The sequence below is a fragment of the Streptomyces sp. AK08-02 genome (assembly GCF_033795085.1).
Classification (GTDB): domain Bacteria; phylum Actinomycetota; class Actinomycetes; order Streptomycetales; family Streptomycetaceae; genus Streptomyces; species Streptomyces echiniscabiei.
Genome location: NZ_JARAZV010000012.1, coordinates 149649 through 162327 on the forward strand (window position 1 = coordinate 149649; position 12679 = coordinate 162327).

At 71.3% G+C, this 12679-nt stretch carries 10 protein-coding genes; 8 read left to right on the forward strand and 2 right to left on the reverse strand.

Features of this window, described 5'->3' with window-relative positions; genetic code table 11:
- Positions 1-8: 8 nt before the first annotated feature.
- Positions 9-1919, reverse strand: coding sequence for a glycoside hydrolase family 97 catalytic domain-containing protein (locus tag PV734_RS25390; protein ID WP_319292044.1), 1911 nt, complete (start codon positions 1917-1919; stop codon positions 9-11).
- 445 nt (positions 1920-2364) lie between these two features.
- Between PV734_RS25390 and PV734_RS25395 the strand changes: the two genes are divergently transcribed.
- The gene (locus tag PV734_RS25395; protein ID WP_006374903.1) at positions 2365-2496 is read left to right on the forward strand and encodes a hypothetical protein; all 132 of its coding nucleotides are present in this window, start codon (positions 2365-2367) and stop codon (positions 2494-2496) included.
- 21 nt (positions 2497-2517) lie between these two features.
- Here PV734_RS25395 and PV734_RS25400 read toward each other — a convergent pair whose 3' ends face one another.
- Complete coding sequence (locus PV734_RS25400; protein WP_319292047.1) at positions 2518-4086, reverse strand: metallophosphoesterase family protein; 1569 nt, start codon at positions 4084-4086, stop codon at positions 2518-2520.
- Between the two features lie 152 nt (positions 4087-4238).
- Between PV734_RS25400 and PV734_RS25405 the strand changes: the two genes are divergently transcribed.
- From PV734_RS25405 to PV734_RS25435, 7 genes are all read left to right on the forward strand, one after another.
- Positions 4239-5279, forward strand: a complete 1041-nt coding sequence (locus PV734_RS25405; RefSeq protein ID WP_006374891.1) for a 3-isopropylmalate dehydrogenase — start codon at positions 4239-4241, stop codon at positions 5277-5279.
- 269 nt (positions 5280-5548) lie between these two features.
- Positions 5549-6637 carry a branched-chain amino acid aminotransferase gene (locus tag PV734_RS25410; RefSeq protein ID WP_319095050.1) on the forward strand — a complete coding sequence of 363 codons (1089 nt, stop codon included), beginning with the start codon at positions 5549-5551 and terminating at the stop codon, positions 6635-6637.
- Positions 6638-6743: 106 nt separating this feature from the next.
- On the forward strand, positions 6744-7934 hold the full coding sequence (locus PV734_RS25415) for a sensor histidine kinase (RefSeq protein WP_319292050.1): 1191 nt from the start codon (positions 6744-6746) through the stop codon (positions 7932-7934).
- Positions 7931-8590: a response regulator transcription factor gene (locus tag PV734_RS25420; RefSeq protein WP_319095052.1), complete on the forward strand. Its 660-nt coding sequence runs from the start codon at positions 7931-7933 to the stop codon at positions 8588-8590. The genes PV734_RS25415 and PV734_RS25420 overlap by 4 nt, the downstream gene beginning before the upstream one ends.
- Before the next feature lie 127 nt (positions 8591-8717).
- Positions 8718-9356 (forward strand): GOLPH3/VPS74 family protein, encoded by a 639-nt coding sequence (locus PV734_RS25425; protein WP_319292054.1) that lies wholly within the window; start codon positions 8718-8720, stop codon positions 9354-9356.
- A gap of 25 nt (positions 9357-9381) precedes the next feature.
- A complete protein-coding gene (locus PV734_RS25430; protein ID WP_319292056.1) occupies positions 9382-10938 on the forward strand; it encodes a carboxylesterase/lipase family protein in 1557 nt (518 codons plus the stop codon).
- Between the two features lie 148 nt (positions 10939-11086).
- Entirely contained in the window at positions 11087-12376 is a 1290-nt protein-coding gene (locus PV734_RS25435; RefSeq protein ID WP_319292059.1) for a hypothetical protein, read from the forward strand.
- Positions 12377-12679 lie beyond the last annotated feature (303 nt).

Below are 12679 nucleotides of genomic sequence, written 5' to 3' on the forward strand. Positions count from 1 at the left end.
GGCGTCGGTCATTTCGGCTGCTTCTCGCAGGTCGTACGGCCCGGCTGCCAGCGGCAGGCCAGCGCGGCGAAGCCGCCGTCCGCGACCACCGGTACGGCGAGCGTGGCGCCGCCCGGTACGAGGTGTGCCTCGCGGACCAGCCCTGACGGGCCGTCCGTCACCGTCTCCACCAGCCAGCGGCCGGTGCCGAGGCGTAGCGGTACGTCCGCCGTTCGTGCCGCGCCCGCGAACGTGCCGCCGAGGAACCACCGCCCGTCCGCCGCCCGTCGGGCCAGTACGGCGGAGCGGCCCGGGTCGCCGGCCAGCAGCCGTGTCTCCTCCCAGCGCCGGGGCAGTTGCTCCAGATAGCGGCGGGCCTCGGGACGCGCCTCGTACGACTCCGGGGTCCCGGAGAGGTTCTGGATGCCCGACTCGTACAGCACAGTCAGGCCCAACTCGCCCGCGTCGGAAGCCACGTTGGGGCGGGCCGGGCGGTGGAAGGCGCCCGGGGTGAAGTCCATCGAGCCGATCACGTTACGGGTGAAGGGGAGCGAGGCGAGCTGCTCCGCGGTGTTGTTGCGCTTCTCCTCGCCGCCCACGCCCTCCAACGTCATGACCTGCGGCCAGGTGCGCTGGATGCCCTTCGGGATCGTCGAGCCATGGAAGTTGACGAGGAGATGGTGCCGGGCCGTCGCTTCCAGGACCTCGTCGTACCAGCGCATCCGGTCCTGCGACTCCGAGTCCATGAAGTCGATCTTCACGCCCTTGACGCCCCAACTCTCCAGCGTGCCGAGCCACTTCTCGCGCTCCACCGGGTCCGTGAGCAGGCTGTAGTGCAGCCACACCTGGATGCCCACACCCTTCGCCGCCCCGTAACGAACCAGCTCCGGCATCCAGTTGTTCGTCTGCCAGTCCGGGTCGATGACCTCCCACTCCCCGGGCTTGAAGTACCAGCCCGCGTCCACGACCTCGTACGGCCAGCCCCGCTCGGCCGCGTAGTCGACGTACTCCTTCTGCGCCGCCAGGCTCTGCCCGGCGGTCTTGCCGCCGGCGAGCCAGGTCCACAGGGCGGGGCCCGGCTTGATCCACGAGGTGTCCCGGACCCGGGAGGGTGCGGCCAGGTCGTCCACGAGGGTCGACTCGGTGACCGTGGCCAGGTCGCCGGTGACGATGGTGCGCCAGGGGGTGGTCAGGGTGCCGCTCGTCCTGATCGGCTCGTCGTTCCAGAGACCCACCCGGTACGTCGGTGAGCCGGCCTCGTGTGTCAGGTGGGCGCCCGCGTAAGTGCCGTCGAGGTCCGACTCGGCGATCAGCGCGTAGCCGCCGGGGGTGTTGAAGAGGGCCTGCATCGAGTAGCCGCCCGCCGGGGCCGCGGCCGCCGACTCGTAGCGTTTGAAGGGGAGTTCGTTGTCGGCGCGGTAGGCGTTGACGACGGCACTCGTGGCCGGGGGGAGGGTGAAGGCGGAGGCCTCGCGCAGGACGTCGCCGGTCGTGCTCGGCAGGGTGTAGCGGTAGGCGACGCCGTCGGGAGCCACCCGTACCACCAGGTCGAGGCGGGCGCCCTCGGCGGTCCGGAACCGGAAGCGGGACTCGGTCATCCGGGCAACCCGCTTGCGGGACTTGCCGGTTGTGGACGTGTAGTGCTCGGTGACCGTGCGGGTGGTGCGGCCGGACAACGCCAGCCCCACGGATAAGTCGGCCTGTTCGGTGACCAGGCCCAGGGGGGAGGGCGCGAGTACCTGCTCTCCGCCGCGTCTCACCGTGAGGGTCGGGTGGTTGTCGGCCGGGTCCAGCGCGACGACGGCCGTGGGGGAGCCGGGCGAGGCCTTCACCTCCCAGGCCGCCGCCGTCCCTGGATGCCCCGCCGCCGCTGCCTCGGCGGGCAGTGCTGTCACGGCGGTGGCGAGCAGGGCGGAGCAGAGGGTCAGCGCGATCGACATGAAGTACCCCTTCAGCCGTCAGTCATCCGATGACTGTGAGGCTGGTGGGTGAGGATTGGGCTGTCAAGGTGTCGCGCAGGTCTCTGGGCCTGTTTTAGGTCGGATCAATCTGGGCTAGATGGTTCGGACCCTGATCGCGCGCCGCACCGGGCCCGCCGGCGGAGCCGGTCGGGACGGCGAAGTGCTCCAAAGGTAAAAGGCCAGGTCAGCCGGGTGTGACCCAATTCGCCGTCTCAGATAGTAGGAAGTCCGAGTAATTGTGGAGACAGATGCCCTGTCCTCGCCTAGCTTTGTAGGAGCCGAACGTCTCGCCAGACCAGGCGAATGACGGCCGTGAGCCGATACCCCGTACAGGCAACCCCTGCGGTACCGCTGCTCCCCGTCCAATCCGGCGTCTCGAATCCCCCTGCCGTACTCCCGGATTCCTTGAAGGAGTCGATTTCCCATGGCCGAGACGACCGTCCGCCGCCGAGTCCGCCACGTCTCCCCGACGAGCGAGTCCGACCGCAAGAACGCCGCCGCAGCCCTCCAGCGCGCCCTCGACCGCCGGGACAACGGCGGCCAGACAGGTCACTGAGGGCGGTCGGCCGGCCGCTCGCTATCCGCGCCGCACCTCGAAGTGGTCGATTCGCTGGCCGCTCTGGGCCAGCGCGGAGACCGTGAGCCGGGGAGCCGTGCCCGGTACACCCGCCGCCGCCTCCACCGAGAGGAACGAGTAGCCGGTGTAGCGCACGCGCGACCACTCGACGGTGTCCTCGTGCCGGTCCTGCGACTTCGTCCAGTGGAAGGTCTCCACCGACTCCCGGTCGGCGACCTTCCCCTCGAAGCTGTCCTTCACCCCGTAGGGGAAGCCGTACAGGCTCTGACCCGCGCCGCCAGCCGTGACGTACACGGTGCCGTCCCGCGTCGGGTCGGTCGACGCGCCGACCGGTACCCGCCGGCCCACCCGGCCTCCCCTGAGAGCGTCGGTCCGCTCGTAGACATGGTTGTGGCCGTTGATCACCAGGTCCACCTGGTGCTTGTCGAAGAGCGGCAGCCAGGCGTCCCGTACGCCACCGTCGGAGGCGTGGGTGGACGTCGAGTACGTGCAGTGGTGGAAGAAGACCACGACGAAGTCGATCGCGTCCGACGCGCGCAGCTCGGTCAGCCGCCGGTCCAGCCACGCTGTCTGGCGGCCGTCCGTGTGCCCGAGGTTCGCGGGGATCTCGTACGACACGTCGTTCGCGTCCAGCGCCACGACGCCGACGTTGCCGTACGCGAACGAGTAGGCGCCCGGGGTGTTCTCGGCGTCGAACCCGTTGTCAGGCAGCGACCAGCGGGCCGACTGGCCCCCGTACCCGTTCGGTGAGTACCACGCCTCCATGTCGTGGTTGCCGGTCGTCACCATCCACGGCACCGACCTCGCGACCGTCTCCGTCTGCTTCAGGAACAGGTCCCAGGCGGTCGGGTCGTAGCTGTCCGACTTCTCGCCGTGGCCGGTGACGTCCGCGTAGCAGATGTCTCCCGCGTGCAGATGGAAGGCGGGGTTCCGGCCCAGGAGCCCCCGGTCGGTGGCCAGCGCGTCGGGGGTGACGCCCTGGTCGCCGAAGGCCGTGAACACGAAGCTCGCGGGGGCGGTCGCGGGCGCGGTGCGGAACGTGGTGAGGGTGGAGCTGTGCGCGCGGGTCGCCGGGTCGAAGTCCTCGTGACCGACCCCGTAGTAGTACGTCGTCCCGGGGCGCAGTCCGTCGAGGGCCGCGTGCAGGTAGTACTGGTCCAGGTCCAGGCGTACGCCCGTCACGCCCGGCGTGTGCAGTGGGCGGAGCTCGGCCTCGATGCGGCGGCTCAGGTCGCCGGGCGTCGGTCCGACGCGGACGTACGGCTTCCTGACGGCGAACGGGACCTGCCAGGAGATCCGCATCTGCGTCTTGGGGTCGGCGCCGAAGGCGAGATGGCGGCCGAAGGGCGTGACGGCGGCACCGGGGACCTTGCTGGTCGCCGGATTCGCCGTACCCGTGCTCGACGAACAGCCGGTCAGCAGACCGCCGCCGGCCAGCGCGCCCGCCGTCACCAGCGCGCGGCGCCGGGTGAGCCGGGTGCGCAGATACTCGTACTGCTCCGCCATGCTCATCCGGCGGGCCGGTTGAGGCGGAATGCCGACGTCGGGGGTGTCCGGAGGACTGTCCATGGGAGGGAACTTCCCAGCAAATCCCAACGTCCGCCATACGCGCAGGTGAACGCCGGTCGAAGAGCGGACGGTGCGGTGCGTGCCAGGTCCCGGCCCTGTCCGTATCGCGGACACGGCATGTCATCCCATGGGACCAGGAGTACGGTGCCGTTATGTCTCGCAGCCTCAATCTCGCAGTGATTCCCGGTGACGGCATCGGCCAGGAGGTCGTGGCCCAGGGGCTGAAGGTGCTCTCCGCCGTCCTTCCGCAGGATGTGAAGCTGGAGACCAAGGAGTTCGACTTCGGCGCCCGGCGCTACCACGCCACCGGTGAGACCCTCACCGCCGCCGACCTGGACGCCCTCAAGAAGCACGACGCCATCCTGCTCGGCGCGATCGGTGACCCGAGCGTGCCCTCCGGTGTCCTGGAGCGCGGCTTCCTGCTGAAGCTCCGCTTCGCCTTCGACCACCACGTCAACCTGCGGCCGTCGAAGCTGCTCCCCGGTGTCGCCACCCCGCTGGCCGGACAGCCCGCGATCGACTTCGTGGTCGTCCGCGAGGGCACCGAGGGCCCGTACACCGGCAACGGCGGCACCATCCGCCAGGGCACCCCGCACGCGGTCGCCACCGAGGTGTCGCTGAACACCGCCTTCGGCATCGAGCGGGTCGTCCGCGACGCCTACGCCCGCGCCCAGGCCCGCCCCCGCAAGAAGCTGGCGCTCGTCCACAAGAACAACGTGCTCGTGCACGCCGGTCACCTGTGGACGGACATCTTCAACACCGTGGGCCAGGAGTTCCCCGACGTCACCACCGAGTACATGCACGTGGACGCGGCGACGATCTACCTCGTCACGCAGCCCGAGCGCTTCGACGTGATCGTCACCGACAACCTGTTCGGCGACATCATCACGGACCTCGCTGCGGCCGTCTCCGGCGGCATCGGCGTCGCCGCGAGCGGGAACATCAACCCGTCCGGCGAGTACCCCTCGATGTTCGAGCCCGTCCACGGCTCGGCCCCGGACATCGCCGGTCAGGGCAAGGCCGACCCCAGCGCCACCGTGCTGTCCGTCGCCCTTCTGCTGCGCCACCTCGGCTACGAGGCGGAGGCCGTCCGTATCGAGGACGCCGTCACCGCCGACCTCGCGGAGCGCGGCACCACGACCCGTACGACCGAGGAGATCGGCGACGCCCTCGCCGTACGAGTAGCCGGCTGACCCGCGGCGCTCCTCGAACCAGAACCTCTCGAAGCCGTCGGGTCGCACATGCACCCGGCGGCTTCTCTTATGTCCCCGCCGGGTGTCACCATCATCCCCTGGGTCGCATTCACGCCCTTTTCGTCCATGGCCCCTTTCGCGTGATAATCGAACGCGGAGCCACGGACCGAGGGAATGCTCGGACGTCCTCATACCGGCCGCCGCGGTACGGCGGCCGTACGGGCGTGAGCGCGGCCCGTCACACACGAACCGGTGAAGGACACCCACTCATGACGACGCCCACGATCGAGCTCAAGCCCTCGGCCTCGCCACTTTCCGGCGCGGAGCGCGAGGCGATCCTGGCCAGCCCCGGCTTCGGCCGCCACTTCACCGACCACATGGTGACGATCCGGTGGACCGAGGGCCGCGGCTGGCACGACGGCGAGCTCGTCCCGTACGGCCCGCTCTCCATCGACCCCGCGAACATGACCCTGCACTACGCGCAGGAGATCTTCGAGGGCCTCAAGGCCTACCGTCGGCCCGACGGCTCCGTCGCCACCTTCCGGCCGGAGAAGAACGCCCTGCGCTTCCAGCACTCCGCGCGCCGTCTCGCGATGCCCGAGCTGCCCGTCGAGACGTTCATCGAGGCCATCGACGCGCTGGTCCGCCAGGACACCGACTGGGTGCCCGCGCACGGTGGCGAGGAGTCCCTCTACCTGCGCCCCTTCATGATCGCCACAGAGGTCGGCCTGGGCGTCAAGCCCGCCAACGAGTACCTGTTCCTGGTGATCGCGTCCCCCGCCGGCGCCTACTTCCCCGGTGGCGTCAAGCCCGTCTCCATCTGGCTCTCCGAGGACCGCGTCCGTGCCGTCCCCGGCGGCATGGGCGACGCCAAGACCGGCGGCAACTACGCGGCCTCCCTCCTCGCCCAGGCCGAGGCTGCGGAGCAGGGCTGCGCCCAGGTCTGCTACGTCGACGCCGTCGAGCACAAGTGGATCGAGGAACTCGGCGGGATGAACCTGTACTTCGTGTACGGGGACCGGATCGTCACCCCCTCCCTCACCGGCTCCATCCTGGAGGGCGTCACCCGCGACTCCCTCCTCACCGTCGCCCGCGACCTCGGGTACACCGCCGAGGAGGGCCGCGTCTCCGTCGACCAGTGGCAGCGCGACGCCGAGAACGGCACGCTGACCGAGGTCTTCGCCTGCGGTACGGCGGCCGTCATCACCCCCGTCGGCACGGTCAAGCGCACCGGCGCCGAGTGGCAGCAGGGCGGCGGCGAGCCCGGCAAGGTCACCCTGCGACTGCGCGAGGCACTCCTCGACATCCAGCGCGGCACGGCGGAGGACAAGCACGGCTGGATGCACCGGCTCGGCTAGGACCTGCCCACCCGCCCCCTGCTCGCCCACCTGTCCGGGCGAACGATCCGCCGGGCGGGTGTCTCCCGGACGGTCCCGCCCCGCGCCGCACTACTAGGCTCGGGGCGTGGATCGCAGCAGTGGACGGCCCGGCGCCGTGTTCCCGGGGGAATCCCAGGGCGAACTGTCGTTGCGGGTCGCGCGGGCGCTGTGGTGGGGGTCGGCCGGTGCGGTGCTCGCCGTCCTGGGCACCCCGGTGATCGTCGTCGGCGTGGAGCACGGCCGACGGCTGCCCGTGGCCCTGGCTCTGGTGCTCGCCCAGGTCTGCGCCCTGAATCGGCAGACGCGGGCCCCGGTCGCCGTCCTGGCCGTGAACGCGGTGACGGGGCTCGCGGTCTGGGCGCTGCTGCCGGCGGTGACCCTGACCGGGGCGCTGCTCGCCGCGCAGATCACGCTGTGTGTGCTGTCGGCCACCGGACCGCGCCGGGTGTCCGTGCGGGCGCTCGCGGCGATGTGCCTGCCCGCCCCGCTCGCGTTCGGGGCGGGCGGGGCCCCGGGTCTGATCATCCTTCTGCTGACGGTCGTCCTGGCGTGGACCGCGGGTCAGTGGCGCAGGGCGCAGCGGGAACGGACCAGGGCGGAGACGCGCCGGGCCGTGGTGGAGGAGCGCGCGAGGATCGCGCGCGAGGTGCACGACATCGTGGCGCACACCCTGTCGGTGATGGTCGTTCAGGCGGGCGCCGCCGACGACGTGTTCACCGAGCGGCCCGAACAGGCCCGTCAGTCGTTGCGGGCCATCGAGACGGGCGCCCGCTCGGCGCTCGGCGAACTACGCCTGCTGCTGCGCGCCTTCAGGCCCGACGACGAGCACGACGGGGCAGGCGAGGAACCGGACGGGGCCGGCGAGCAGCGGGAGCCGGGGCCGTCGCTCACACGTCTGGACGAACTGGCCGATACGGTGCGCGCGACCGGGATGACCGTGCGTGTGCGGCGCGAGGGCACCACCGACGGGCTGCCGGCCGCGGTGGATCTGGCGGCGTACCGAATCGTCCAGGAGGCCCTCACCAACACGCTGCGGCACGCGGTCGGCGCGGACGAGGTGAGCGTGCGTGTGACGGCCGAAGCGCGGTGCGTGCAGGTCACGGTGGTGGACAACGGGCGTGCGCCGCAGGGGCGTTCGGCCACGGCGGGAGAGGGGCGAGGCCTGGTGGGGATGAAGGAGCGCGCGCGGCTGGTGGGCGGCAGCCTGCGTGCCGGTTCGCGGGCCGGAGGCGGTTTCGAGGTGGCGGCGCGACTACCGGTGGAGGACGCACCATGACGACCCGCGTGGTGGTGGCCGACGACCAGGTCCTCGTCCGTACCGGATTCCGCATGATCATCGACGCCCGGGACGACCTGGAGGTGGTCGGTGAGGCGTCGGACGGCCAGGAGGCGGTGCGGCTGACGCGGGAACTGGCGCCCGACGTGGTGCTGATGGACGTACGCATGCCCGTCCTCGACGGCATCGAGGCGACCCGGAGGATCGCGGAGTCCGCCAGTGGAGCCCGGGTGCTCGTGCTGACCACCTGGGACGTGGACGCGCATGTGGTCGACGCTCTCCGGGCCGGGGCGAGTGGCTTCCTGCTGAAGGACATCCGGCCCGCCGAACTCGTCGACGCGATCCGTCTCACCGCGCGAGGCGACGCACTGCTGGCGCCGACCGTGCTGAGCCGCGTTCTCGACCGGTTCCTGCGCACCGCACCCGATCCGGCGCCCGCGCCCTCGCTGCACGGCCTCTCCGGTCGCGAGAGGGAGGTGCTCACCCTGATCGGGCAGGCGCTGTCGAACGCGGAGATCGCCGAGCGCCTGCGGCTGTCCGAGGCCACCGTCAAGAACCATGTCACCGCTGTGCTGCGCAAACTGGGCCTGCGGGACCGCGTCCAGGCAGTGGTCGCCGCCTACGACCACGGCCTCGTGCGGGCACGCGGAACCTGACCGGCCCGGCACCCTCCCGGCCTCATCCGTAAGGAGGAGGCCGGGGCCGCCATCCCCCCGCGTTCCCAGGGCCGGTCCGTTCTTTCGGCCGATCCGTGGTCGTGGCCGCCGGCCGTAGCGTCGAGGTGTGACCGACGACCTGCCCTGCCTCATGTATCTCCTCGCCCACGACGACGCGGCCGAGGGCCCCTACGACCGTTCCCGGACGGAGCTTCTGGTCCGTGCCGCGGCCCTGACCGACCTCGCGTCCCGCGGGCGGCTGGAGGAGACGGGCGGCACGGTCACCGTGTCCGGCACGGAGCCGGTCGGGATCCCCGCCCTGGACTGCGTTCTGCGTGACGCCGCCGGCGGACACAGCTGGAAGCACCTCATACGCCGCCACCGCGGGCGAACACTGACCGAGGTGGAGGACCGGCTCGCCGAGGCGGGACTCCTCACCGTGAAGGCACCCCGCACCCCCTTCGGCCGCCGACGGCTGACCATGACGGACCGAGCCGTGCCCGCCGCGCTCCGGACCCGCGTGTCCACGGCGCTGCACGGGGACGGCCCGGTGCGGGACATGCCCCTCGCCGACGCCGTGCTGCTGGCGCTGGCGGCGGCGGGCGCCGTCCGCCCGGTCGTGTCCCGGCAGGACCAGAAGACCTTCCGGGCGCGCATCGACGCCTGCACGGGACGTCTCACCGACCTCGCACCCGGCCTGGAGAAAGCCGTACGCGATCTACCGATGACCATGATCGCCGCAAAGGGCGGCATGGGCGGCAGCTGACCGACCCGACGGGGAGATGACGAGCATGCACCGTGTCCTGACCATGCTGGGCTGCGTTCTGACCGCCGTGCTCGCGACGGCCTGGTCCGCGGCGCCACCGACAGAGCCCACCACACCTGTCGCCGCCACGACGGTTCGCACCCACGACGGCCTGGTGCGCGGCGCCGCCCACGACGGCTACCGCACCTTCGAGGGCATCCCCTATGCGGCGCCCCCGGTCGGCGGCCTGCGCTGGACGCCACCGCACCGCCCGACCCCGTGGCGCGGGATACGGGACGCGACCCGGCCCGCGAGCGCCTGCCCGCAGCCGTCCGGCGAGGTGCCCGGCGGCAGCACCGACGAGGACTGCCTCCACCTGAACGTGACGACACCCGACGGCGCGGCCCCGGCACACCCCCGGCCGGTGATCGTGTGGCTGCACGGCGGCGGCTTCACCACCGGAGCGGGCAGCTCGTACGACGCCCACCGCATGGCGACCCGGGGCGACGTCGTGGTGGTCACCGTCAACTACCGTCTCGGGGCCCTCGGTTTCCTCGCGTACGGCGGACTGCCCGGCTCCGGCACCTTCGGCCTCGCCGACCAGCAGGCGGCGCTGCGCTGGGTCCGCGCCGAGATCGGCGCCTTCGGCGGAGACCCGCGCAACGTGACGCTGGCCGGTGAGTCGGCGGGCGGCTACAGCGTCTGCGCCCAGCTCACCTCACCCTCGGCGGCGGGGCTCTTCGACCGGGCGATCATCGAGAGCGGCCCGTGCACAGGCCGCCTGGACCGGCCGTTCGCACCGTCCTCCGTCCCCTTGTCCACGGCGCGCGCCACGGGCGCGGACCTCGCGGCGAAGGTCGGCTGCGGATCCGCCCGCGACGTCCTGTCCTGCCTGCGGCGCGTGCACGTCTCCCAGCTGTTCGCCGCCCAGGACGTCGACCAACACCCCGCTCACACCACTCCGTTGCTGCCCAGCGACCCCGCGCGGGCGATCGCCGGCGGCCGTTTCCACCACGTCCCCGTCCTCATCGGCAACAACCACGACGAGGGCAACGGCTGGGCAGCCGGGATCGTCCAGGCCGGCCATCCCGTGACCCCCGACACCTGGCCCGACATCGTGTCCGCCTTCTTCCCCGCGCCGGGGGAGGCGCGGGCGATCGTGCGCGAGTACCCGGTGCACCGCACCGACGGGGGCCCGGTGTTCGGCGCGGTCATCGGAGACGCCGACTTCGCCTGCCCGACAGCGCGTGCCGACAGCCTGCTCCGGGCTCATGTACCGGTCTGGCGCTACGAGTTCGCCGACGAGCACGCCCCACAGCTCACCTCGGGCACACCGCCCTTCCCGCTCGGCGCATCGCACGCGACCGAGCTGGCCTACCTCTTCGACCTGGGAGGCCGCCCCGGTCACCTGACCGCCGCACAGCACCGGCTCGCCGACACCATGATCGACTACTGGACCCGCTTCGCCCGCACCGCCGACCCGAACGGCCCGTCGTCGCCGCACTGGCCCCGGCACGCGGTACTGAGCCTGGCACCGGACCACGTCGTCCCCACCTCCACAGGGAGCCTCCGTCACCACTGCGCGTTCTGGGACACCCGCTGAGGCGGCGACCCCGTCCGGCACCGGCACGGTGTTCGAGCCGGCGTCATCCGATCCGGTGAACGGGAACGGTGAACGGGAACACCGGTGGGGTAACGGGCGTCTCCCTCTGGACAGTTCACTGAGAACGCTCGATCACGGGGGATCAACCATGCACACGTACAGGACCAGTCACAGGAACACGTACGAGAACAGGTACGAGAACACCTATGGGAAAGCGCGTCGTCGCGCCGCGCTCGCGGTCGCCGTCGTCGCGGCCGTCGCCTCGGCCGCTCTCACCGCACCCGAGGCGGGCGCCGCACCCAGGGTGCCGTACACCGAGCCGATCAGCGTCACCCCTGCGGGCAAGGCGGGGAACGGCGCCACGCCCGTCTTCGTCATCAGCCGCAACGGCCGCTATATCGCGCTGAGTTCGGACGCCGAGGATCTGGACCCCAACATGCCGCACGGCGGTATGTTCGTACGCGATCCGCACACCGGCAAGCTCCGCTTCGCGGGATTCGGCGACCTGGTGGCGGTCCTCGACGACGGCCGCTACGTCGACGTCGAGTACGCGCCGTCCGCCGAGGACACCGACGTGTGGATCCAGAAGATCGGCACGTCGAAGCGGGTCGGCTTCGGTATCGAGATCCCCGACGGCTTCACCGGGCAGCCCGCCGAGGTCTCTGTCAGCCCCAACGGCCGTTACGCCGTCTACACGCTCCAGGAGACCGCGCAGAACAACAGCAGCGTCGTCTTCCTGCGCGACCGGGTCGCCGGCACCACCCAGCGGATCAGCCACCCCAAACCGACCTGGGAGGCACGCAACGCCTTCCGGCCGACGGTCAGCGACGACGGACGCCGCGTCGTCTACCAGTACAACTACATGAACGGCCCGCGCGGCGACGACTGGGGCGACGTCTGGATGTACGACCGCACCACCCGCGAGCACACCCAGATCGACCGCTCCCACGACGGCTCGCCGACCGAGAAGGAATCCCTGAACCCGTCCGTCAGCGGCAACGGCCGCACGGTCGTCTTCGAGTCCCGCGACACCCACCTGGTCCCCGGCGACACCGACGCCAGCTGGAACGTGTTCGTGCACGACATCCGCACCGGCAGGAACCGCCGAGTCCACGGCACCCAGGGCGGTCCCGGCGAGGTCTACACCCGGTCCGCCGCGATCAGCGCCGACGGCCGCTATCTCACGTTCACGTCGGAGGTGACGGAACCCGGCAGCCAGTACGGCAAGGAGTACCCCGTCTACCTGCGGGACCTGAAGAGGGGCACCACCACCCTGGTCACGCCCGACACCACCGGCGGCACCGCGACCGCCGAGGTCCTGCCCGGCCGGATCGCCGACGGCGCCCGCCGAATCGCCTTCCAGTCGTCCGACCCGACTCTGATCCCGGCCGGCGACACCAACGACGGCGCCGACGCGTTCGTACGGCACCTGCGGTGATCAGCCCAGTGCTCGCATCCTGAGACGGAGGGTGAGCACGGGGGCGGTCTGTGCCAGACTGCCTCCGTGCTCTCGTTCGCCACGATTATTGGCAGCAGGCGCGCCGGTCCGCAGTGACCGCCTCGTACTACCCGGTACGGGCGGCCATCGTCGTCTTCGACCCGCGCGCAGACCTCTCGCACCCGCGAGGGGTTTTTCGCTTTTCTGGCCCACCTTCAGCCGGAGAAGGAGCGCGCGGGATCATTGGGGGACGGTGGAGCCGGTCATTCCGGTACAGACCGAGATCGACATCCTCAGGAGCCT